Source organism: Pseudomonas sp. ME-P-057, assembly GCF_030208975.1.
GTDB lineage: Bacteria > Pseudomonadota > Gammaproteobacteria > Pseudomonadales > Pseudomonadaceae > Aquipseudomonas > Aquipseudomonas lutea.
Window position 1 is genome coordinate 231,686 of the sequence record NZ_JARVSX010000005.1, and the last position, 21,773, is coordinate 253,458.

The window sequence follows — 21,773 nt, forward strand, 5'->3', positions numbered from 1 at the left end:
GGTATGACAGGCCTGTCGCACGAATTTGGTTGAGGGCAATTCATGTCGCCGTGGCTGACAGTCGTGGGAATCGGTGAGGACGGCTACAAAGGGCTGGGCCGCAACGCCCGGCACGCGCTGTTGCAGGCGCAGCAGGTGTTCGGCGGCGCGCGACAACTCGGGTTGTTGCCATCCTGCATTCAGGCCGCGCATCGCCTGTGGCCCAACCCGTTCTCTCTGGACCCGGTGCTGAAGCAGCGCGGCACGCCGGTATGCGTGCTGGCCAGCGGCGACCCCATGTTGTTCGGCGTTGGCGCAAGCCTGTCGCGCCAGGTCAGCGATGACGAGATGCGCGTGATCCCTGCCCCATCGTCTTATTCTCTCGCGGCAGCCCGCTTGGGTTGGCCGTTGCAGGACGTGGTAACCCTCTCGGTAGTCGCTCGCCCGGTCGCGGCACTGAACGCTCAATTTCATAACGGCTTGCGCCTGCTGGTGCTGAGCAACGACGGTTCCAGCCCCGCAGCCATTGCCGCACAGCTCGAGGAGCGCGGCTATGGCCCGAGCCGCATGATCGTGCTTGAGCATCTGGGCGGCGCCGCCGAGCGGCAAATCGAAGGCACGGCGGGCGAGTGGAACGCAACCGACATCGCCGCGCTGAACCTGGTCGCCATCGAATGCCGGGCGCAGCCCGATGCGCTGCGTCTGTCGCCGCTTGGCGGCCTGCCGGATGAGGCGTTCCGGCACGACGGCCAGCTCACCAAGCGCGACGTACGCGCCATTACCCTTGCCCGACTCGCCCCGACGCCTGGCGAATTGATGTGGGACGTCGGCGCAGGCTGTGGCTCCATCGGGATCGAGTGGATGCGCGCGCATCCGTCTTGTCGCACCATCGCCATCGAAGCCGATGAGGGACGGCAACAGATGATTGAGTTCAACCGCAATGCGCTGGGGGTGCCGGGCCTTCAACTGGTGCGTGGACGCGCGCCCGATGCCCTTGCCGGTCTGGAGCAACCGGATGCGGTGTTCATCGGCGGCGGTGTCACGCGTGAAGGCGTGTTGAGCGCGTGCTGGCAAAGCCTGCGGCCGGGCGGTCGGCTGGTTGCCAATGCCGTCACGCTGCAAAGCGAGGCGACGCTGGTGAACTGGCGCGAGCAACACGGTGGCGAATTGACCCGTATCCATCTGGCACATGCCAAACCGCTGGGCGACTTTGACACGTGGCGCCAGGCGCTGCCGATCACCCTGCTTGAAGCGATCAAACCCTGATGCGCGACGAAACCGCCGAGCAACCCGCGCCATTGCGCAGCGGTTTGACCACGGGCAGTTGCGCCACGGCGACCTCCCTCGCCGCGGCGCGGTTGCTGCTGGCTGGCGAAACAAACGATGCGATTGAAATCACGTTGCCCAAGGGCAAATGCGTGCAAATGCGCCTGGAGTTTTGCCGCTTGATGGCCGACGGCGCCGAAGCGGGCACGCTCAAGGACGCCGGGGATGACCCGGACGTAACACACGGCGCGCTCGTTTACGCTCAGGTCAGGTTAACGAGTGAGCCCGGCACACGCTTTGTTGCGGGCGAAGGCGTCGGCACCGTGACCCGGCCGGGTCTGGTGCTGGGCGTGGGTGAACCGGCAATCAATCCAGTGCCTCGCAGAATGATGGCCGAACACCTCTCTCAAGCAGCGCAGGAGTTCGGCTATGAAGGCGGCTTCGAGGTGACGATCTGTGTGGAGAATGGCAGCGCGCTCGCCTTGAAAACCATGAACCCGCGTTTGGGTATTCTGGGCGGATTATCGATTCTGGGCACCAGCGGTATCGTCCGGCCTTTCTCTTGCGCGGCGTACATCGCCTCCATTCATCAAGGCATCGATGTCGCGCGTACCAATGGCTACCAGCACATCGCCGCCTGCACCGGCAACGCCAGCGAGGACACGATGCGTCGGGTGTATCAGTTCCCGGATATCGCGCTCATCGAGATGGGGGATTTTGTCGGCGCTGTGCTCAAGCACCTGCGCAAGACCCCGGTGGAACGGCTTAGTGTGTGCGGCGGCTTTGGCAAAATCAGCAAATTGGCGGCGGGCCATATGGACCTTCACAGCCGCCACTCCAGCATCGATTTGAATCAGCTCGCTCAGTGGGCCGCCGATGCAGGCGCGGACGTCCCGCTGCAGCAAAGCATCCGTGAAGCCAACACCAGCCAGCAAGCGCTGGCCATGGCCGCCGCCGTCGGCATCGCGCTCGGCAACACGGTATGCCAGCACGCGCTTGATTTCGCCCGTACCGTGGTGCCGGCGCAGGTAGAGGTCGAAGTGTTTGCCATTGACCGCCAGGGCGGGATCGTCGGCCATGCGGGAGGCTTTTCTTGAAACCATCTGCTCTGAAACGCGTGCTGCTCCTCGGCGGTGTCACCGAAGCGTTGGCGATTGCCCGCACCCTGGGGCCTCAGCATGTTTACAGCCTGGCAGGCGTGGGCCGCGTGCCGACCGATTTGCGCTGTCAGGTACGAGTCGGCGGGTTTGGCGGCGCTGAAGGCATGGCCAACTTTGTGCGGCAATCGGGCATCGATCTGATTCTCGATGCAACGCATCCCTACGCCGCGCAGATCAGCCACAACGCTGTGGTTGCAGCGAAGGCCGCCGGAGTTCCGTGTTGGGCCTTGCGACGACTGCCGTGGCAAGCGGGCCCCGAGGATGACTGGCGCGAGGTCAGCGACTGGGCTGAGTTAATGTCCGCGCTCGCGCCTTTTCAGCACCCGCTGTTCACCTTGGGCCGCGAACCCTTGCAGCATCTTCGTGACATTCCACAGCATCAGTTCTGGACGCTAAGGGCGCTGGATGTCTACCCCGGCAACGAGCGCTGCGAGGTGATTGCCGCGCGCGGACCGTTTCGCCTGGAAGACGAGCGCGAGCTGTTCCAGCGCCGCAATATCGACGTCCTCATCAGCAAGAACAGCGGCAGCACGGCGACCGAGCCCAAGCTGGAAGTGGCCCGCGAGTTGGCCCTGCCCGTGCTGGTATTGAAGCGACCCATGCTGCCTGAAGTGGATCGGGCTTTCTGGAGTGTCGGAGAGGTGTTGGCTGCATTGCGTGAGATTGTGAATCAGTAGGTGGACGCGTTTTTGAAATGCGCGTTCACTACGGGCCCGGTTATCGAATTTACCTGACGCGGCATGGAGACGCTGTCTATCTCCTTCTCGTGGGTGGCGATAAATCGACTCAGAAAACGGATATCAAACGTGCCAGGGAAATGGCCGAAAGCCTCACGGCGAGGGATCACTAATGAAAGAGGAATTCAAACCCTTTGATGCGGCTGAATACCTTGAAACACCTGAGGACATGGCGTGGTTATCCGGACGCTTGCCTGGAGGAAGACAACGGCGACGGCGTCTTAATACGCAAGGCCTTGGGCAATATCGCGCGGGCGTATGGCATGTCTCAGATCGCACGTGACACGTGACACGGGACTGGGCAGGGAGAGCCTTTACAAAGCGCTGAGCACCGACGGCAACCCCGACTTCGCCACAATCATGAAGGTGATAAAGGCGCTGGGCCTGAAACTCCACGCCTCCACTGCCTGAACCCCCGCTGAACGCTGACTGAACCAACACCTGCTGCGCGACATAACGTCGCGGCCAGGGTTTTTACATCGGGCGGCCAATCAGGCTAAATGGCCCACATGACAAAACAACAAAATCAAATCCTCACGCCACAGCGGCGGCGCGCCTTTGCCTGGGTGGCCTGCTTCACCCTGCTGTTCGGGGCGTTGGCAATGCCGCTGACACCGACCATGCCGCGTCCCCAGGCTGAGCGTCTGGTGTGGGGAAATGCGTGTACGGGGGCTGCGCCTCCATTGGCCATGACGCCCGTTGAGGTCATCGACCGACAAGCTCCCCATCACCCCGATATCGCGCTCATGCAGCACTGCGCCTGTTGCACCGGCGCCATGCCGATGGTTGCGGTGCCAACCGGTATCGGTTTTGGATTGTTCGCCCTCATCGAACCGGTGCGTTTCCCTGTGGCGATGGTGGTACTGCGCACTGCGCACCGCCCGCAATGGCCGAACCGCAATCCGCACGCATCCCCTCGGGTCTGATTGATCGTGCCGTCGCGTACCTGAACGAATTGGAGCCCCAGCTTTGATACTGAACAAACTCGTCCTGCTGGCCGCTCTCGCGTCGCCGGTCTGTTACGTCGAAGCGCACGATTACGCCACGGGCTCGCTGACGGTGACGCAACCGTGGTCACTGGCGTTGCCCCCGAACTCACCCACCGCCGCTGCCTATTTTGTGATCACCAACGAAGGTCAGGCGCCTGACCGACTGGAGGCCGTCGACAGCCCCATCGCAGGTGGCGCACAGTTGCACGAGCACGTGAGCAAGGACGGTACGATGAAAATGCAGCGCGTCCAGTCAGTGGATATCCCGGCGGGCGGCAATCTCGTTTTTGCGCCAATGGCGTATCACGTCATGTTGCTGGACTTGAAAGACCGCAGCAAACTCGTCGACGGTCAGACCTTCCCTCTGATTCTGCACTTTGAAAAAGCGGGTGATCTGACGGTCGACGTTACGGTACAAAAACAGCCACCCGAACCCGCCCACTCGGCCCACGCACACTGAAGCTGCCTAATCACGACGCTGCCCCATGAGCCGCCTGCCCGCGATCCGCATCAGCTCCGCATTTGCCCCTCGTAAATCTCAGGGCGTGTGGCTGAGCCTGTTCGCCATGCTGATGATTTTCGTCGGCCCGCTGATCTCGCAATCCATGCCAATGGAGCACCACAGCGGCCAAGCGGCTCCCGCGCCTGCATCGATGTCGATGTCGATGGCGATGCACGCCGAGATGAACATGCCTGCGTCTATGGACATGGGCGCAGACACGCATGACGGTCACGTCCAGAGCGAGCAAACCGCAGGCGTCGACCATGTCATCTGGGCCAAGTGCGGTTACTGCACGCTGTTGTTCAGTTGCCCTGCGATCACAAAGACCGTCGCTGTCGCGGCACCCGTTGCGCCCAGACCCGCGGACTTCTACAACGAAGTCCCGCAACACGGGCATGCCCAACGCCACGTATTCCCCCACGCCCGCAGTCGCGCGCCACCCGTCTCGTCAGTTGCCTGGTATCGCAAATTGACTCGTAACCGCTGGCGGCTCTTCTCACCGCCAGCGCGTTGCGCCGTGTTTCCCCGACGGGAGCGTTGCACCGTGTCCAAACCCAATGTGTCGTTTTATAACCTGGCCTGGCGATGGCATTTCTATGCCGGCCTGTTCGTCGCACCCTTCATGATTTTGCTGGCGCTTACCGGGATCGTGTATCTGTTCAAGCCGCAGCTCGATGCGCTGATGTACAGCGACCTGTTAACGGTCAAACCTGCGCACCACTCGCTGACTGCCGATGAACAGCAAAACCGTGTGTTGGCCGCTTATCCCCAGGCGCAGGTGAGCAAATACCTGCCGCCGTTGAATGCCGAGGGCAGCGCGCAGTTTGTGCTCAGCAAGGAGGGCCGCGAACTCAATGTATTCGTCGACCCTTACAGCGGCACGGTCTTGGGTGATCAGGATGCCAAAAGCAACCTGCAAGCCATGGCCCGCGAGCTGCACGGCGAACTGATGATCGGAACCGTGGGTGACCGGCTGGTCGAACTCGCGGCCGGCTGGGGCATCGTGCTGGTGGTGTCCGGCGTGTATCTGTGGTGGCCGCGAGGTCGCTCGCCCGCTGGCGTGCTCTGGCCTCGGATTGGCGCGCGAGGCCGTATCCTCTGGCGCGACCTGCATGCGGTGACCGGGTTCTGGGGTTCGGTGGCGCTGTTGTTCATGCTTCTGAGCGGCATGACCTGGACCGGCTTATGGGGCAAAACCTACGCCGACCTCTGGAATACGTTCCCGGCAGCCATGTGGAATGACGTCCCCAAATCCGACAAGCAAGCCGGCGCACTGAACAGCGCACGCGTGCAGACCGTGCCATGGGCCATGGAAAACACACCGATGCCGGTGTCTTCGGGGGATCACGCCGAGCACATGAACCACAGCCACATGGCCAGCGGGCCAGCGGCACCGGCTGTTTCCCTTCAGCAAGTGGTGGACATCGCCAGGGCCCGACAAATCGAACCGGGCTACAGCATCACCCAGCCCAAGACCGCCGACGGCGTGTTCACCGTTTCGGTGTTCGCGGACGACCCGCGCAACGACGCCACCCTGCATATCGACCAGTACAGCGGCAAGGTCCTCGCGGACGTGCGTTACGGCGATTACAGCACGGTGTCCAAAGCCACCGAACTGGGCGTGATGCTGCACGAGGGCAAGATGTATGGCTGGGTAAACCAGTTGGTGATTCTGTTCATCTGCCTGATGGTGCTGTTGAGTTCGGTCAGCGGCATTGTGATCTGGTGGAAACGTCGCCCGCAAAACGGTTTCGGCGTTCCGCCGTTGCGTCACGATCTCCCCCGCTGGAAAACCGCAACCGTGGTGATGATCGTGCTGGGAGCAGCATTCCCGCTGGTTGGCGTTTCAATGCTGGCGGTTTGGCTGCTCGATCGAATAGTGCGTTCGCGCTTTGCCAAAACGGCGGCAACAGCTTAGATTGCGTCTCGCGGGGCCTGGAACCTTTCTTGGGTGGTTTAGTGATGAATTCCTCCTCATTTCGGGTTTCAGGCTCCGCACCTGTTTTTACGCCCCGTCCCCCTCTGACTCCTCCCCTCCTCCTACTTGCGCCGCATTAGCGTTGCGCACCAGATAAGCGCAGGCGATGCACCACGCCGGCTGGCAGCCACCAGATTGGTGCGCCCCACCTAGCGCAGGCGACGTTTTCATTCCATTTTGCGACCCGCGCAGCCTTGGCCCAGCGTTTGCTAAAGCCTAAGCAGACCCAACCTCTGCACTGCCAACCGCGGTCATCCAAAAAAATCAAAGAATGGAGCTAGCCAATGAAGCGTCGTAGTTTGCTGAAAGCGTTCACTTTGTCTGCATCGATCGCAGCGATGGGTTTGACCTGGACCGCGCAGGCGGCCGAGACCATCAAGGTCGGCATTCTGCATTCTTTGTCCGGCACCATGGCCATCTCCGAGACGTCGCTCAAGGACATGGCGCTGATGACCATTGATGAGATCAACGCCAAGGGCGGCGTCAACGGCAAGATGCTTGAGCCGGTGGTGGTCGACCCCGCGTCGAACTGGCCGTTGTTTGCAGAAAAGGGCCGCCAACTGCTGACCCAGGACAAGGTCGCGGTGGTGTTCGGCTGCTGGACGTCGGTATCGCGCAAGTCGGTGTTGCCCGTGTTTGAGGAATTGAATGGCTTGCTGTTCTACCCGGTGCAGTACGAGGGTGAAGAGATGTCACCCAACGTCTTCTATACCGGCGCTGCGCCTAACCAGCAGGCGATCCCTGCGGTTGAGTACTTGATGAGTGAAGACGGCGGCGCAGCCAAGCGCTTCTTCCTGCTCGGCACTGACTACGTGTACCCGCGCACCACCAACAAGATTCTGCGCGCCTTCCTGCACTCCAAAGGCGTTGCAGACAAGGACATCGAAGAGGTCTACACCCCGTTTGGCCACAGCGATTACCAGTCCATCGTGGCGAACATCAAGAAGTTCTCCGCAGGCGGCAAGACAGCCGTCATCTCGACCGTCAATGGCGATTCCAACGTGCCGTTCTACAAAGAGCTCGGTAACCAGGGCCTCAAAGCCACCGACGTGCCGGTGGTAGCGTTCTCGGTGGGCGAAGAAGAACTGCGCGGCGTCGATACCAAGCCGCTGGTGGGCAACCTGGCCGCCTGGAACTACTTCGAGTCGGTGAAGAACCCCGTCAACACCAAGTTTGTGGCCGATTGGAAAGCCTATGCCAAGGCGCACAATTTGCCGAACGCCGACAAAGCCGTGACCAACGACCCGATGGAAGCCACCTACGTGGGCATCCACATGTGGGCGCAGGCGGTCGAGAAAGCCAAATCCACCGATGTGGATAAAGTCCGCGAAGCCATGGCCGGCCAGACCTTTGCCGCGCCGTCCGGCTTCACGCTGACGATGGACAAGACCAACCACCACCTGCACAAGCCAGTGATGATTGGCGAGATCAAGGCTGACGGTCAGTTCAACGTGGTCTGGCAGACCAAAGAGCCGATCCGCGCCCAGCCGTGGAGCCCGTTCATTCCAGGCAACGACAAAAAGCCTGACTACGCGGTGAAGAGCAACTAAGGAAAACAGGGTGAACGGTCGGGTGAAATGCCCGGCTGAACCTATCCCTGTAGGAGTGAGCTTGCTCGCGATTGCAATCTATCTGTAACGATGATGCCGGCTGGCATACCGCGATCGCGAGCAAGCTCACCCCTACAGTTCCTCGCAGGACATTGCGTCATGCGGGTGTTCTCAGGACTCGATATGCCCAAATACCTCCACCACCTCTTTCTCGCGCTGTGCCTGTGGCTGCCCTTCGCCGCTCATGCCAGCGAAGCCGGTGACTTTGTCGCGGCCCCCTCCTCCGAGCGCGCACAGCTGCTGGAAGCCTGGGCGGCCAAACCTGATCCGGCGCGGGTCGAGTTGCTGATTGCCCTGCAGGATGGCCGCGTCGCCGCCGACAGCAGCAACCGGGCGTTCATCCAGAACGGCGACCGCTTCATTGCCGTCGACCCGCAGGCTCCAGCGCTCGCCGATGCGCCCAGCCCCGACGAGCCCCAGCCCATCAGCCTGAACAACCGCCTTCGCGGTCTGATTGACACTGCATTGGCCAGCCATCAGTTGCTGGCTGCCGACCCCAAGGTGCGTCTGGCCGCAGCGCAAACCCTGCAAAAAAGCGCACGTCCGGCGCAGTTGCCGCTGTTGGTGCAGCAGGTGGCAAGCGAACAGGACGACAGCGTTCATGCAGCATTGAATCTGGCACTGGCCAATCTGCAACTGGTCGACGTCAGTCCTACCGTACGGCTCGCCGCCGTACGCCTGCTGGGCGAAACCGGCGATCCGCTGGCCCGCACGCGTCTGGAAACCCTGCTCGAACCCAGCGTAGAAACCGACCCGGCCGTGCGCCTTGCGGCTGAAACCAGCCTGGCGCAGGTCAAGCGCAAATTAATGTTCGGCGAAATCCTGGGCCAGGCCTTTGCGGGGCTGTCGCTGGGCTCGATTCTGCTGCTGGCGGCCCTTGGACTGGCCATCACCTTCGGTCTGCTCGGCGTGATCAATATGGCCCACGGCGAGATGCTGATGCTCGGCGCCTACGCCACTTACGTCGTGCAGCTCATGTTTCAGCGCTACGCGCCCGGCGCCCTTGAGTTCTATCCACTGGTGGCGCTGCCGGTGGCGTTTTTCGTCACCGCCTGCATCGGCATGGCGCTGGAACGCACGGTCATTCGTCATCTGTATGGCCGCCCCCTAGAAACATTGCTGGCGACCTGGGGCATCAGCCTGATGCTCATTCAACTGATTCGCGTGGTGTTCGGCGCACAGAACGTCGAGGTGGCCAACCCGGAATGGCTGTCAGGCGGCATTCAAATGTTGCCCAATCTGGTGCTGCCGTATAACCGCATCGTCATCATCGGCTTCGCCCTGTTCGTGGTCGTGCTGACCTGGCTGCTGCTGAACAAGACGCGCCTGGGCCTGAACGTTCGCGCCGTGACCCAGAACCGCAATATGGCAGCCTGCTGCGGTGTGCCTACCGGCCGCATCGACATGATGGCCTTCGGGCTAGGCTCCGGCATCGCCGGGCTGGGCGGCGTGGCGCTGAGTCAGATCGGCAACGTCGGCCCTGATCTGGGCCAGAGCTACATCATCGACTCCTTCCTGGTGGTCGTGCTCGGTGGCGTCGGTCAACTGGCCGGCAGCGTCATGGCAGCGTTCGGGTTGGGCATCGCCAATAAAATTCTTGAGCCGCAGATCGGCGCGGTGCTGGGCAAGATCCTGATCCTAGCGTTGATCATTCTGTTCATTCAGAAACGTCCGCAAGGCCTTTTCGCACTCAAAGGACGGGTGATCGATTGATGAATCAGCCACTGATGGTCACTGCCGCGCAACGCGCCGGCACCAAAATCACGGTCTCGGTTGGCGTGGTGATCCTTGCCCTGCTGATCACCCTGCCGTTGCTGTCCCTGCTGCCGGAAAGCAACGGCCTGCAGGTTTCGGCCTACACGCTGACGCTGGTAGGCAAGATTCTCTGTTACGCGATTGTCGCGCTGGCGCTGGACTTGGTCTGGGGCTACGCCGGGCTGTTGTCGCTGGGCCATGGCCTGTTCTTCGCGCTGGGCGGCTACGCCATGGGCATGTACCTGATGCGCGAAGCGTCGGGCGACAGCCTGCCGGCATTCATGACGTTCCTTTCCTGGACCGAGCTGCCCTGGTATTGGGTCGGCACTCAGCATTTCCTGTGGGCCATGTGCCTGGTGGTGCTGGCGCCGGGATTACTGGCGCTGGTGTTCGGCTTCTTCGCCTTCCGCTCGCGGATCAAGGGCGTGTATTTCTCGATCATGACCCAGGCCCTGACCTTCGCCGGCATGCTGCTGTTTTTTCGTAACGAAACCGGCTTTGGCGGCAATAACGGCTTCACCAACTTCCGCAGCATTCTGGGTTTCAGCATCACCTCCCAAGGCACCCGTGCGGTGTTGTTTCTGCTCACGGTAGCGTTGCTGGCCGGCAGCCTGTTCGTGGGATGGCGACTGGCGCGCAGTAAATTCGGTCGCGTGTTGACCGCTGTGCGCGACGCGGAAAACCGCCTGATGTTCTGCGGCTACGACCCGCGCGGTTTCAAGCTGTTCGTGTGGGTGTTGAGCGCAGTGCTGTGTGGCCTGGCCGGAGCGTTGTATGTGCCGCAGGTCGGCATCATCAACCCGAGCGAAATGTCGCCGACCAACTCCATCGAAGCGGCGGTGTGGGTAGCACTGGGTGGGCGCGGGACGTTGATCGGGCCGCTGCTCGGCGCCGGACTGGTGAACGGCATGAAGAGCTGGTTCACCGTGGCGTTCCCCGAATACTGGCTGTTCTTTCTCGGCGCGCTGTTTATCGTCGTGACGCTGTGGCTGCCCAAAGGCGTGATCGGCCTGATCAAAAAAAGGGGCGAACAATGAAAAGCACTCCGACGCCCGCATTCGATCCGGTGCTGGATCCGATGCTGCACCCCAACAGTGACGCTGGTACCAGCCGCGAGGCCATCGGCCTCGGGCAGGTCGCTGGCAAAGGGCTGAACACGCTGCATGGCACCATCCTCACGCTGGAAGACATCAGCGTCAGTTTCGATGGTTTCAAAGCCCTCAACGATCTCAACCTGTACATCCGCGTGGGTGAACTGCGTTGCATCATCGGCCCCAATGGCGCTGGTAAGACCACGCTGATGGACGTGATCACAGGCAAGACTCGCCCTAGCCATGGGCGAGCCTGGTTTGGTGAAACCCTGGATTTGACCAAGATGAGCGAAGTACAGATTGCTCAGGCAGGGATTGGCCGCAAGTTTCAAAAGCCCACGGTGTTCGAAGCGCTGAGCGTGTTCGAAAATCTGGAGCTGGCGCAGAAAGCCGACAAGTCCGTGTGGGCCAGCCTGCGGGCCAAGCTTAGCGGCGAACAGCGCGACCGCATCGATGAGGTCCTGGAAACCATTCGCCTGACGTCGTCGATGTCACGCCCGGCAGGGCTGTTGTCCCACGGGCAGAAACAATTTCTGGAGATCGGCATGTTGCTGGTCCAGGACCCGCAATTGCTGCTGCTCGACGAACCGGTGGCGGGCATGACCGACGCCGAAACCGAATTCACCGCCGAGCTGTTCAAAAGCCTGGCGGGCAAGCATTCGCTGATGGTGGTCGAGCACGACATGGGGTTCGTCGGCACCATTGCCGACCACGTCACCGTATTGCATCAGGGCAGCGTATTGGCAGAAGGGTCGCTGGAACACGTGCAAGCGGATGAGCGGGTGATTGAGGTTTATCTCGGCAGATAGCGCCGAACCCTGTGGGAGCGCGCTTGCCCGCGATTGGAGTGGGTCTGCGGGATAAATATCGTCTGACCACCGATTCGCGGGCAAGCGCGCTCCTACAGGTCCCACATCGTTTTTTGGGTGATCAGCCATGCTCCAAGTCGAAAAGCTCCACCAATATTACGGCGGCAGCCATATTCTTCGCGGTCTGTCGTTTGACGTGAACATCGGCGAAGTCACGTGCCTGCTCGGTCGCAATGGCGTGGGCAAGACCACGCTGCTGAAAGTGCTGATGGGACTGCTGCCCGCCAAAGAAGGCGCGGTGCAGTGGGAAGGCAAGCCGATTACCGGTTTCAAGCCGCATCAGCGCGTGCATGCCGGGATCGCCTACGTGCCCCAGGGGCGGGAGATTTTCGGGCGGCTGACCGTCGAGGAAAACCTATTGATGGGGCTGTCGCGGTTTCCGGGCTCGCAAGCCAAAGAAGTGCCGGCGTTCATCTACGAGCTGTTCCCGGTGTTGCTGCAGATGAAACATCGCCGTGGCGGCGATCTGTCCGGCGGGCAGCAACAGCAACTGGCAATTGGACGGGCCCTGGCCAGCCGTCCGCGCCTGCTGATTCTTGACGAGCCCACCGAAGGCATTCAGCCGTCGGTGATCAAAGAGATCGGCGCCGTGATCAAGAAGCTTGCCGCTCGAGGTGATATGGCCATTCTGCTGGTGGAGCAGTTCTACGATTTCGCCGCCGAACTGGCGGACCAGTACATCGTCATGTCGCGCGGCGAGATCGTGCAGCAGGGTCGTGGCGAAAACATGGAGACCGAAGGCGTTCGGGGCCTGGTCACCATTTGATGCGCCGATCAGCTAAGGTACGAACCTTCACGAACATGACAGTCGACTTATGAATCTTCCTGCCCACACCGCCCTGTTCACGCCCAGTTGGCACGCCGAGCTGGAGCTGGCGTACGGGCGCTTCGGTGACAGCACGCGGCCAACGCAACGCCGCCACAAAGGTCCGTTGCGCGTGCAAAAGCATCTGTACGCCGAAGGTCCGCAGGTCTGTCAGCACATCATCGTTCATCCGCCGGGCGGCATCGCGGGTGGCGATCGGCTCGACATCGATGTCAGCGTCGGCGCCAACGCGTGGGCACAACTGACCAGTCCCGGTGCGGCAAAGTGGTATCGCGCAGCCGGCCCGGCCTATCAACAGCTTGAACTCAACGTCGCGAGCGGCGGGACGCTGGAGTGGCTGCCGCAGGAGACCATCGTCTTCAGCGAGGCCAAGGCTGAACTGACCACGCGGATTAATCTGCAGGGCGACGCTCGACTGTTCTATTGGGACGTGGTCGCGCTGGGCCGGCCTGCAAGCGGCGAGCGTTTCGATCAGGGGCACCTTCAGGCGCATCTGGATATTCGGCGCGACGGCAGGCTGTTGTGGCACGAGCGCCAGCGCGTCGTGGGCAACGACGGGCTGCTCGACTCACCGATCGGCCTGGATGGCAAACCGGTGTTTGCCACGCTGATCGTGACCGGCGAGATTGACCCCGAGTTAATGGAACGCTGCCGCGAACTGGCTGAGCATTCGCCTGTGCGCGGGGACCTTAGCCAGTTGCCCGGGCTGATCATTGCCCGTTGCCTGGCGGACGAAGCGCTGCACGCCCGGGCGTGGCTGATCGAATTATGGAAACTGCTGCGCCCTGCCCTGCTGGGCCGGGAAGCGGTGGCACCGAGGATCTGGAGCACCTGATGGACCGCGTTGCCCGATTCCCGAGCAAGCGCGCTCCTACAACGGCGCTTGCAGCGATTTCTCTATTCGGAACTTAAAAACGGAAGCCCCATGGATCTCACCCCACGCGAAAAAGACAAGATGCTGATCTTCACCGCAGGCCTGGTTGCCGAGCGACGGCTGGCACGCGGTTTGAAGCTCAATTATCCGGAGGCCATGGCCTTCATCTCTGCGGCCCTGCTTGAAGGCGCACGCGACGGCCAGACCGTGGCCGACCTCATGCATTACGGCACCACTCTGCTGACCCGCGACCAGGTGATGGAAGGCATTCCGGAAATGATCCCGGAAATCCAGGTCGAGGCCACCTTTCCGGATGGCACCAAGCTGGTCACTGTGCATCAGCCCATCGCCTGACCTGGACAACTCAACAGCTAACAACAAGTGAAAACGAACATGACGTATTCGATTCGTGACGCACTGCTGACTGACATGCCTGCCGTGCTGGACATCTACAACGACGCAGTGCTCAACACCACGGCCATCTGGAACGAACAGCCGGTGGACCTTGCCAACCGCGAAGCCTGGTTTGCGTTGCGGCAGACTCAGGGCTATCCGATTTTGCTGGCGGTCGATGAGCGTGATCAGGTGCTGGGCTACTCGTCCTTCGGCGACTGGCGACCGTTTGAAGGGTTTCGCCACACCGTCGAGCATTCGGTGTACGTGCGGGCCGATCAACGCGGCAATGGGCTGGGGCCGCTGCTGATGAAAGCGCTGATCGAACGTGCCCGCCGCTGCGACAAGCACATGATGGTGGCGGCCATTGAAAGTGGTAATGCAGCGTCGATTCACCTGCACGAGCGCGAGGGCTTTATCACCACGGGGCAGATGCCGCAGGTCGGCACCAAGTTCGGGCGGTGGCTGGACCTGACGTTCATGCAGCTGGATCTGTCGCCCGGTGCTACGGCGCCACCCTCTCAGGCGCCCGGCATCACGCCCAACGCTTGAGTTTCACTAACGAAAGGATCTCGCCCCATGAATGCCGCTCACCTGCGCCGGGTCACGTCAGAAAGTTTCGCGCACTATCGCCCTGGTCTCGTATCGCTATTGCTGGACGCAGTCCAACACGGCGCCTCGGTGGGGTTCATGGCGGGTCTAGGCGCCGAGGAAGCTGCCCAGTGGTGGGACGCCGTCAGGGGCGAGGTCGAGCAAGGCAATCTGCTGCTGTGGGTCGTCGCCGAGGAAGAGCACGTGCTTGCAACGGTGCAACTGGTGCTGTGCCAGAAAGCCAACGGCCTTAACCGCGCCGAGGTGCAGAAATTGCTGGTCTTGAATCAGGCGCGTCGGCGCGGGCTGGCCACGCAGTTGATGACAGCCGTGGAGTTGGCGGCGCAGCAGCATCAGCGCGGGCTTGTGTACCTGGACACCCTGGCGGGCTCCGATGCCGAGGATTTCTATCGCGCCCTGGGGTACGAGCTGTCCGGTCTGCTGCCGGACTACGCCTGTAATCCCGATGGCGAATACAGGGCCACGGCCATCTACTACAAGTTACTGTCGAGGAAGAGCGAATGATTCCTGGTGAATACCAGATCCAGCCCGGTGACATCGAACTCAACGTCGATCGGCGCACTATCACCCTCAGCGTCGCAAACAGCGGTGACCGGCCGATTCAGGTCGGCTCGCACTTTCATTTTTTCGAAACCAACGACGCCCTGACGTTTGATCGCACCGCCAGCCGAGGCATGCGCCTGAACATCCCGGCCGGCACCGCCGTGCGCTTCGAGCCCGGGCAGGCGCGGGAAGTGGAGCTGGTGGACCTGGCCGGGTTGCGGCGGGTTTTCGGGTTTGCCGGACGGGTGATGGGGGATTTGTAGCGCGACACGCCCTGTAGGAGCTCACGGAGGTTACGACGGCAGCGAAAGCGAGCACCGCGAGCGGTTTCAGAATCCATTGAATTCAAGGCGAACAGATGAAAATTTCCAGGCAAGCCTACGCCGATATGTTCGGCCCCACCGTCGGCGACCGTGTGCGTCTGGCGGACACCGAATTGTGGATCGAGGTAGAGAAGGACTTCACCGTTTATGGCGAAGAAGTGAAGTTCGGTGGCGGCAAGGTCATCCGTGACGGCATGGGTCAGGGTCAGGGCGTCGCCGCCGACGTAGTCGACACGCTGATCACCAACGCGCTGATCATTGATCACTGGGGCATCGTCAAAGCCGACGTTGGCCTCAAGGACGGACGCATCGCAGCCATCGGCAAGGCCGGCAACCCGGACATCCAGCCTGGCGTGACCATCGCCATTGGGGCCGCCACCGAAATCATTGCCGGCGAAGGCATGATCCTGACCGCCGGCGGCGTCGACACCCACATCCACTTCATCTGCCCGCAGCAGATCGAAGAAGCGCTGATGAGCGGCGTCACCACCATGATTGGCGGCGGCACCGGCCCGGCGACGGGGACCAACGCCACCACGGTAACGCCCGGCAAGTGGCACATGATGCGCATGCTGCAGGCCGCCGAGGCGTTCCCCATGAACATCGGCTTTACCGGCAAGGGCAACGTCAGCCTGCCCGAGCCGCTGATCGAGCAGGTCAAGGCCGGGGCCATCGGCCTCAAGCTGCACGAAGACTGGGGCACGACGCCTGCGGCCATCGACAACTGCCTGAGCGTCGCCGATGAGTATGATGTTCAGGTGGCGATCCACACCGACACCCTGAACGAATCCGGCTTCGTCGAAACCACGCTGGCGGCGTTCAAGAACCGCACCATCCACACCTACCACACCGAAGGCGCCGGTGGCGGCCATGCACCGGACATCATCAAGGCGTGCGGCTTCGCCAATGTGTTGCCCAGCTCGACCAACCCGACCCGCCCGTTCACCCGCAACACCATTGATGAGCACTTGGACATGTTGATGGTCTGCCATCACCTGGACCCCAGCATCGCCGAGGACGTCGCGTTCGCCGAAAGCCGCATCCGCCGCGAGACCATTGCCGCCGAAGACATCCTGCATGACCTGGGCGCGTTCTCGATGCTCAGCTCCGACAGCCAGGCCATGGGCCGGGTTGGCGAGGTGATCATGCGCACCTGGCAGACCGCCGACAAAATGAAACGCCAGCGCGGCGCATTGCCGGGTGACGGCGAAGGCAACGACAACTTCCGCGCCAAACGCTACATCGCCAAGTACACCATCAACCCGGCCATCACTCACGGCATCAGCCACGAAGTGGGTTCGGTCGAAGTGGGTAAATGGGCAGACCTGGTGCTCTGGCGTCCGGCGTTCTTCGGAGTAAAACCCACGCTGATCCTCAAAGGTGGCTCGATTGCCGCCAGCCTGATGGGCGACGCAAACGCCTCGATTCCGACCCCGCAGCCGGTTCATTACCGCCCGATGTTCGCCAGCTACGGCAGCTCGCTGCACGCCAGCAGCCTGACCTTCATCAGCCAGGCAGCCTTCGATGCCGGCGTACCGGAACAACTGGGGCTGAAGAAACAGATCGGTGTGGTCAAGGGCTGCCGCAATGTGACCAAGGCGGATCTGATCCACAACGACTACCTGCCCGACATCGACGTCGACCCGCAGACGTATCAGGTCAAGGCCGACGGCGTGCTGTTGTGGTGCGAGCCGGCCGACGTCCTGCCGATGGCGCAGCGGTATTTTCTGTTTTAAGGGCGAATCAACGCTCGGGAATGTGTTTGCTGCCTGACAGCCCTCCAACTGGACGGCAAGCCGACTCAAAAAGGAAGCGCGCGCAAATGCGTGATGCTTCCTGCAACAACATGGCGGTACTATGCGCGCTCTTAATCAGCGCTCCGCCAGCAAGGTAGTTCCCCATGCGTCTTTCGGACTTTATCGTTCAGAACGTGGACCGCATCGTCGATGAGTGGGAACGGTTCGCGGCAACCCTGACGCCTGCAGCCCATGCGATGAGTTCGCTGGAGCTGCGCGACCACGCCGGGGCGATCCTGCTGGCAGCAGCGCGCGACATGAACACCGCGCAAACCAAGGCCGAACGCATCGCCAAGGCTCAGGGCGAAGACATCGGCAAGACCCCGACCCTGGATCAGGCTGCCGCCAGCCACGGCGAATTGCGGCATATCGTCGGATTTGATCTGGTGCAGATGACCTCCGAATTCCGTCACCTGCGCGCCACCGTCGTGCGGTTCTGGGCTGAAAGCCAGTCGGAGCCTCAAGCCAGTCACTTGACGGACATGATCCGCTTCAACGAGGCCATCGATGAAGCACTGGCCGAGTCCACAGCGGCATACGCCGAACGCGTGACGCGCTCGCGCGACATCTTCCTCGCCATCCTCGGCCATGATTTGCGTGCTCCCCTGCAAGCCATCGGCATGTCATCCGAAGTATTGCTGCGCAAGACCGTACTGGCGGACGCAGAGCTTGCGTACATCAAACGCATCAAGAGCAGCAGTTTGTTGATGGGGACGATGATCAGCGATCTGCTGGAGTTCGTCCGCAGCCGCCTGGGCGTGACATTGCCAGTGGATCGCAAGCCGATGGAAATGACCCTGGCCTGCCGCGAAGCCATCGATGCAGCGACGGCAGGACAGCCAGACTGCAAGGCAGTGTTCACGACCACAGGTGACACCCGTGGCGAATGGGACGAAGCACGTATTTCACAGTTGCTGCAAAACCTGATCGGCAACGCCTTGCAGCATGGCGCGGCGACGCGTCAGGTGACCGTAACCCTGACGGGCGGAGACAACCACGTTCGGCTTTCAGTGCATAACGACGGCGAGCCGATTGCGCAAGAGGCCATCGGCAGCATCTTCGATCCGCTGGTGCGCTCGGCCAACGAAAAAGCCGGTATTCACAACCCTTCCACAAGCCTGGGTCTGGGCTTGTACATCGTCAAGGAAGTGGTCAACGCCCACGAGGGCAGCATCACCGTGGTGTCGAATGTCGGCGACGGCACAACGTTCACCGTTGAGCTGCCCAAGAAAGGGTAAAGATGCAAACCCTTTGAGCCGATACCGGCCAAGGACCGAACAAGGGTCTGAATTGGCCGGAGGCGATGCACAAGTCTTTGAGATCATTTGGCGGCGACTGCGCTGTGCAATGAGGTGCAACTCTGTAGGAGCCGGCTTGCTGGCGAACCCGTTTGGTCAGTCATGACCGTTGCAGTGCTTGGCCTGACGCATTCGCCAGCAAGCCGGCGCCTACAGATTCGGGTGTGTCAGTCCAGAAACCGCCCCAACCGCTGCTTCAGCATGCGGTTTTCCGCCCTCACCCGCTCAAGCTCTTCCAGCAGGTTCAACGCCAGGGCAACGCCATCCCATTCCAGCTGCAACTGGTGATGCAACCTGACCGCACGCTTGGCAATCGACAGCGACGCACCGTCAAATACCCACTCATCCGGACGCCTTCCCTGGGGTTCGAGAATGCCGTGTTCGACGATCTCGATGACAAAAGCGGCCGGCATGCCGACCACCTCACAGAACTCCTGCATGTCGATGACCAGGGTGTCGCTCATGATCAGTTACTCCATTGGGCCCTCGGATCGAAGGCGGCCTGCGCGGCCAGCTTCTCCCACAGCACTTTGGTCGCTTCATCGGTTGACTTGGGCATGACGATTTTGATTTGCGCGAAGAGGTCACCGCGCTGGCCCAGCTTGTTCAGCAGACCATTGCCTTTGACGCGCAAGCGCTGGCCGTTCTGACTGTCCGGGCGGATGGTCAGGTTGATCTTGCCAGTCAGCGTCGGGACGGCGACCTTGGTCCCGAGCGCCGCTTCCCAAGGCGCAATGGGCACCGTAATGATCAGGTCATGGCCCTCGACGTCGAACATCGGGTGCGGCGCCAGACGAATGATCAGGTACAGATCGCCCTTCTCACCGCCCGCAATGCCAGGTGCGCCCTGGCCCTTGAGGCGGATGCGCTCGCCATCGGTGACACCCGCCGGAATCTTCACGTTCAGCGTCTTGGTGATGTCCGCCATGCGTTGGCCATTGGCGCTGTGCTGCGGCACCTTGAAGCTGATCTGTTTGGACTCGGTGGAGAGGGTTTCCTCCAGAAACACCGCCAGTTCCATCTCCACGTCCTGCCCTCGACGTCCAGGGCTTTGTGCCCGGCCGCCCTGCTGACCACCCCGGTTGCCAAAGATGGAGCTGAAAAAGTCCGAAAAGTCGCCGTTCTCGAATCCGCCGCCACCAAATCCCTGGCCAGCGCCGCCACGTCCCTGCCAGCCGGGTGGTGGCTGGAAGCGACCCTGACTGCCGTACTTGCGAATGTCATCGTATTCGGCACGCTTCTCCGGATCGCTGAGTGCTTCATACGCTTCGGAGGCTTCCTTGAATTTATCCTCGGCGCCAGGCTCTTTGCTGACGTCGGGGTGATACTTGCGCGCAAGCTTGCGATAGGCGGTCTTGATGGTCTTATCGTCCGCCGTCGGCTCTACGCCAAGGATCTTGTAATAGTCTTTGAAGTCCATGTGACGGTCACCCACTTCTGCAATATCCAGCCCAGTCCGCACCGGGTTACAGGTGTGAACGCTGGATGCATTAAACGTTGCAAGGTTATCGGCATGCGGTCATGCGGGTTGAAACGCCGCGCGGACCGGCCGAAAGCATTAAGAGTTGCCTGCTAGATTGGGGCGTGGGGTGCCAGTTCAAGCCACACGAGCGAAATAGATGCACCGGGGCTGATAAACCGACGTTTCGCGCTACGCATCCGCCGCGCACTCGCATACACTGCGCGGCCGTTTTTTGACTGGTACGTAAAGCAGATGAGCACTCCTTCCCCGGCCCGTGCCCTTGGTATTGACTTCGGCACGTCCAACTCCACAGTCGGCTGGCTGCGTCCAGGGACGGAAACACTGATCGCACTGGAAGACGGCAAGATCACGCTGCCATCGGTTGTGTTTTTCAACATCGAAGAGCGCCGCCCGGTTTATGGTCGCCTCGCGCTTCACGAATACCTTGAGGGCTACGAAGGCCGCCTGATGCGCTCGCTCAAGAGCCTGCTGGGCTCCAAGCTGATCAAGCACGACACCAGCGTGCTGGGCACGGCGATGCCTTTCAAAGACTTGCTCGGGCTGTTCATCGGCGAGCTGAAGAAGCGCGCCGAGGCGGCGGCGGGCCACTCCTTCGATCAAGTGGTGCTGGGCCGACCGGTGCATTTTGTCGATGACGATGCCGCTGCTGACCAGGAGGCCGAGGACACCCTGGCCGAAGTCGCACGCAAGATCGGTTTCAAGGACGTGTCGTTCCAGTTCGAACCGATTGCTGCCGCGTTCGATTACGAGTCGACGCTGGACCGTGAAGAGCTGGTCCTGATTGTGGACATCGGCGGCGGTACGTCGGACTTCTCGCTGGTGCGACTGTCGCCGGAGCGTCGTCTGGTTGGCGATCGCCACAGCGACATCCTCGCCACCGGCGGCGTACACATCGGCGGTACCGACTTCGACAAGCAACTGAGCCTGCAGGGCGTGATGCCGCTGTTTGGTTACGGCAGCCGGATGAAAAGCGGCGCCTACATGCCGACCAGCACGCACATGAGCCTGGCGACCTGGCACACGATCAACTCGGTGTACTCGCAAAAATCGCAGCTGGCCCTGGGCAGCATGCGCTACGACATCGAAGACACGCAGGGCATCGACCGTCTGTTCAAGCTGATAGAACAGCGTGCCGGTCACTGGCTGGCGATGGAAGTCGAAGAAACCAAGATCCAGCTGACTCAGGCAGACAGTCGCCTGGTGCTGATGGACCGCGTGGAGCCCGGCCTGAGCGTAGACCTGACCCGCCAGTTATTTGAATTGTCGATCGATGCGTTGCTTGAACGTGTGCGCAACAGCGTGACGAACCTGCTGAGCAACGCTGGCGTTGGGGTGACCGACGTCGACACCGTGTTCTTCACTGGCGGCTCAAGCGGCATCCCTGCCCTGCGCAACAGCGTCGCGGCGATGCTGCCCAAGGCTCGGCACGTTGAAGGCAACATCTTCGGCAGCATCGGCAGCGGTTTGGCCATCGAAGCGAAGAAGCGCTACGGCTGATTCATGGCTTTCTTGCCTTTAGTGGGACCGGCTTTAGCCGGGAAAGCGTCAGGTGCCGCGCCGTAAGTCTTAGGATATTCCAGCTGGCCTCTTCCCGGCTGAAGCCGGTCCCACTGACCGCAGGCACTTGTAGGACCGGCTTTAGCCGGGAAGACGTCAGGTGTCACGTCGCGAAATTGAAGTTGTTCGCGC

22 protein-coding genes and 3 pseudogenes are annotated in these 21,773 nt (G+C 61.4%); 22 read left to right on the plus strand and 3 right to left on the minus strand.

From position 1 onward, the window contains the following. Positions 1-42: 42 nt before the first annotated feature. The 21 genes and pseudogenes from cbiE (at position 43) to QRN48_RS03285 (ending at position 18,541) form a co-directional block, all read left to right on the plus strand. The gene (gene cbiE, locus QRN48_RS03185) at positions 43-1,245 is read left to right on the plus strand and encodes a precorrin-6y C5,15-methyltransferase (decarboxylating) subunit CbiE (protein ID WP_285348837.1); all 1,203 of its coding nucleotides are present in this window, start codon (positions 43-45) and stop codon (positions 1,243-1,245) included. Then, entirely contained in the window at positions 1,245-2,342 is a 1,098-nt protein-coding gene (locus QRN48_RS03190) for a cobalt-precorrin-5B (C(1))-methyltransferase (protein WP_285348838.1), read from the plus strand. The genes cbiE and QRN48_RS03190 overlap by 1 nt, the downstream gene beginning before the upstream one ends. Positions 2,343-2,353: 11 nt before the next feature. Continuing rightward, on the plus strand, positions 2,354-3,082 hold the full coding sequence (locus QRN48_RS03195; RefSeq protein WP_285348873.1) for a cobalt-precorrin-6A reductase: 729 nt from the start codon (positions 2,354-2,356) through the stop codon (positions 3,080-3,082). Beyond that, positions 3,067-3,255 (plus strand): annotated as a pseudogene (locus tag QRN48_RS03200) (type II toxin-antitoxin system RelE/ParE family toxin); the annotation flags it as partial. The gene QRN48_RS03195 and the pseudogene QRN48_RS03200, both read left to right, overlap by 16 nt. Continuing rightward, positions 3,255-3,553, plus strand: a pseudogene (locus tag QRN48_RS03205) (addiction module antidote protein). The pseudogenes QRN48_RS03200 and QRN48_RS03205, both read left to right, overlap by 1 nt. Positions 3,554-3,651: 98 nt before the next feature. Next, entirely contained in the window at positions 3,652-4,068 is a 417-nt protein-coding gene (locus QRN48_RS03210; protein WP_285348840.1) for a DUF2946 family protein, read from the plus strand. Positions 4,069-4,114: 46 nt separating this feature from the next. Beyond that, on the plus strand, positions 4,115-4,591 hold the full coding sequence (locus tag QRN48_RS03215; protein ID WP_285348875.1) for a copper chaperone PCu(A)C: 477 nt from the start codon (positions 4,115-4,117) through the stop codon (positions 4,589-4,591). 25 nt (positions 4,592-4,616) lie between these two features. Next, a pseudogene (locus QRN48_RS03220) lies at positions 4,617-5,063 on the plus strand (DUF2946 domain-containing protein); the annotation flags it as partial. 114 nt (positions 5,064-5,177) lie between these two features. Further along, positions 5,178-6,551 (plus strand): PepSY-associated TM helix domain-containing protein, encoded by a 1,374-nt coding sequence (locus QRN48_RS03225; protein ID WP_285348876.1) that lies wholly within the window; start codon positions 5,178-5,180, stop codon positions 6,549-6,551. 344 nt (positions 6,552-6,895) lie between these two features. Then, positions 6,896-8,161, plus strand: coding sequence for an urea ABC transporter substrate-binding protein (gene urtA, locus QRN48_RS03230; protein WP_285348842.1), 1,266 nt, complete (start codon positions 6,896-6,898; stop codon positions 8,159-8,161). 183 nt (positions 8,162-8,344) lie between these two features. Further along, the gene (gene urtB, locus QRN48_RS03235) at positions 8,345-9,934 is read left to right on the plus strand and encodes an urea ABC transporter permease subunit UrtB (RefSeq protein ID WP_285348844.1); all 1,590 of its coding nucleotides are present in this window, start codon (positions 8,345-8,347) and stop codon (positions 9,932-9,934) included. After that, complete coding sequence (urtC, locus tag QRN48_RS03240; protein WP_285348846.1) at positions 9,934-11,013, plus strand: urea ABC transporter permease subunit UrtC; 1,080 nt, start codon at positions 9,934-9,936, stop codon at positions 11,011-11,013. Before urtB ends, urtC begins: the two co-directional genes overlap by 1 nt. Beyond that, positions 11,010-11,876 (plus strand): urea ABC transporter ATP-binding protein UrtD, encoded by an 867-nt coding sequence (gene urtD / locus QRN48_RS03245; protein WP_285348848.1) that lies wholly within the window; start codon positions 11,010-11,012, stop codon positions 11,874-11,876. Before urtC ends, urtD begins: the two co-directional genes overlap by 4 nt. A gap of 127 nt (positions 11,877-12,003) precedes the next feature. Next, positions 12,004-12,702: an urea ABC transporter ATP-binding subunit UrtE gene (gene urtE, locus QRN48_RS03250; protein WP_285348850.1), complete on the plus strand. Its 699-nt coding sequence runs from the start codon at positions 12,004-12,006 to the stop codon at positions 12,700-12,702. A 49-nt stretch (positions 12,703-12,751) separates the two neighbouring features. Beyond that, on the plus strand, positions 12,752-13,597 hold the full coding sequence (locus QRN48_RS03255; RefSeq protein ID WP_285348852.1) for an urease accessory protein UreD: 846 nt from the start codon (positions 12,752-12,754) through the stop codon (positions 13,595-13,597). A gap of 90 nt (positions 13,598-13,687) precedes the next feature. After that, a complete protein-coding gene (locus tag QRN48_RS03260) occupies positions 13,688-13,990 on the plus strand; it encodes an urease subunit gamma (protein ID WP_037015596.1) in 303 nt (100 codons plus the stop codon). 39 nt (positions 13,991-14,029) lie between these two features. Beyond that, a complete protein-coding gene (locus QRN48_RS03265; RefSeq protein ID WP_191942763.1) occupies positions 14,030-14,581 on the plus strand; it encodes a GNAT family N-acetyltransferase in 552 nt (183 codons plus the stop codon). 27 nt (positions 14,582-14,608) lie between these two features. Continuing rightward, positions 14,609-15,145: a GNAT family N-acetyltransferase gene (locus QRN48_RS03270; protein WP_285348854.1), complete on the plus strand. Its 537-nt coding sequence runs from the start codon at positions 14,609-14,611 to the stop codon at positions 15,143-15,145. Next, a complete protein-coding gene (locus tag QRN48_RS03275) occupies positions 15,142-15,447 on the plus strand; it encodes an urease subunit beta (RefSeq protein ID WP_191942761.1) in 306 nt (101 codons plus the stop codon). Before QRN48_RS03270 ends, QRN48_RS03275 begins: the two co-directional genes overlap by 4 nt. A 95-nt stretch (positions 15,448-15,542) precedes the next feature. After that, positions 15,543-17,243 carry an urease subunit alpha gene (gene ureC, locus QRN48_RS03280; protein WP_285348857.1) on the plus strand — a complete coding sequence of 567 codons (1,701 nt, stop codon included), beginning with the start codon at positions 15,543-15,545 and terminating at the stop codon, positions 17,241-17,243. Between the two features lie 164 nt (positions 17,244-17,407). After that, the gene (locus tag QRN48_RS03285; RefSeq protein WP_285348858.1) at positions 17,408-18,541 is read left to right on the plus strand and encodes a sensor histidine kinase; all 1,134 of its coding nucleotides are present in this window, start codon (positions 17,408-17,410) and stop codon (positions 18,539-18,541) included. A 227-nt stretch (positions 18,542-18,768) separates the two neighbouring features. On the opposite strand, the gene QRN48_RS03290 is transcribed toward QRN48_RS03285, so the two are convergent. Together QRN48_RS03290 and cbpA are read right to left on the minus strand one after the other, a co-directional pair. Then, positions 18,769-19,065: a chaperone modulator CbpM gene (locus tag QRN48_RS03290; protein ID WP_037015611.1), complete on the minus strand. Its 297-nt coding sequence runs from the start codon at positions 19,063-19,065 to the stop codon at positions 18,769-18,771. 2 nt (positions 19,066-19,067) lie between these two features. After that, the gene (gene cbpA / locus QRN48_RS03295; protein WP_285348860.1) at positions 19,068-20,021 is read right to left on the minus strand and encodes a curved DNA-binding protein; all 954 of its coding nucleotides are present in this window, start codon (positions 20,019-20,021) and stop codon (positions 19,068-19,070) included. A 294-nt stretch (positions 20,022-20,315) separates the two neighbouring features. Here cbpA and QRN48_RS03300 point away from each other — a divergent pair, with 294 nt between their 5' ends. Further along, a complete protein-coding gene (locus QRN48_RS03300) occupies positions 20,316-21,581 on the plus strand; it encodes an Hsp70 family protein (protein WP_285348861.1) in 1,266 nt (421 codons plus the stop codon). On the opposite strand, the gene QRN48_RS03305 is transcribed toward QRN48_RS03300, so the two are convergent. Then, positions 21,572-21,773 (minus strand): hypothetical protein (locus QRN48_RS03305; RefSeq protein WP_285348863.1); only part of this gene is annotated, 202 nt, incomplete at its 5' end. The genes QRN48_RS03300 and QRN48_RS03305 overlap by 10 nt on opposite strands.

Bases quoted from the DNA above. Each gene is read 5' to 3' on its own strand.
- QRN48_RS03210 (WP_285348840.1), top strand. From the start codon at position 3,652: ATGACAAAACAACAAAATCAAATCCTCACGCCACAGCGGCGGCGCGCC.
- QRN48_RS03190 (WP_285348838.1), top strand. From the start codon at position 1,245: ATGCGCGACGAAACCGCCGAGCAACCCGCGCCATTGCGCAGCGGTTTG.
- urtC (WP_285348846.1), top strand. From the start codon at position 9,934: ATGAATCAGCCACTGATGGTCACTGCCGCGCAACGCGCCGGCACCAAA.
- QRN48_RS03290 (WP_037015611.1), bottom strand. From the start codon at position 19,065: ATGAGCGACACCCTGGTCATCGACATGCAGGAGTTCTGTGAGGTGGTC.
- QRN48_RS03285 (WP_285348858.1), top strand. From the start codon at position 17,408: ATGCGTCTTTCGGACTTTATCGTTCAGAACGTGGACCGCATCGTCGAT.
- urtA (WP_285348842.1), top strand. From the start codon at position 6,896: ATGAAGCGTCGTAGTTTGCTGAAAGCGTTCACTTTGTCTGCATCGATC.
- urtE (WP_285348850.1), top strand. From the start codon at position 12,004: ATGCTCCAAGTCGAAAAGCTCCACCAATATTACGGCGGCAGCCATATT.
- urtB (WP_285348844.1), top strand. From the start codon at position 8,345: ATGCCCAAATACCTCCACCACCTCTTTCTCGCGCTGTGCCTGTGGCTG.
- urtD (WP_285348848.1), top strand. From the start codon at position 11,010: ATGAAAAGCACTCCGACGCCCGCATTCGATCCGGTGCTGGATCCGATG.
- QRN48_RS03265 (WP_191942763.1), top strand. From the start codon at position 14,030: ATGACGTATTCGATTCGTGACGCACTGCTGACTGACATGCCTGCCGTG.
- QRN48_RS03255 (WP_285348852.1), top strand. From the start codon at position 12,752: ATGAATCTTCCTGCCCACACCGCCCTGTTCACGCCCAGTTGGCACGCC.
- cbiE (WP_285348837.1), top strand. From the start codon at position 43: ATGTCGCCGTGGCTGACAGTCGTGGGAATCGGTGAGGACGGCTACAAA.
- ureC (WP_285348857.1), top strand. From the start codon at position 15,543: ATGAAAATTTCCAGGCAAGCCTACGCCGATATGTTCGGCCCCACCGTC.
- QRN48_RS03300 (WP_285348861.1), top strand. From the start codon at position 20,316: ATGAGCACTCCTTCCCCGGCCCGTGCCCTTGGTATTGACTTCGGCACG.
- QRN48_RS03260 (WP_037015596.1), top strand. From the start codon at position 13,688: ATGGATCTCACCCCACGCGAAAAAGACAAGATGCTGATCTTCACCGCA.
- QRN48_RS03270 (WP_285348854.1), top strand. From the start codon at position 14,609: ATGAATGCCGCTCACCTGCGCCGGGTCACGTCAGAAAGTTTCGCGCAC.
- cbpA (WP_285348860.1), bottom strand. From the start codon at position 20,021: ATGGACTTCAAAGACTATTACAAGATCCTTGGCGTAGAGCCGACGGCG.
- QRN48_RS03275 (WP_191942761.1), top strand. From the start codon at position 15,142: ATGATTCCTGGTGAATACCAGATCCAGCCCGGTGACATCGAACTCAAC.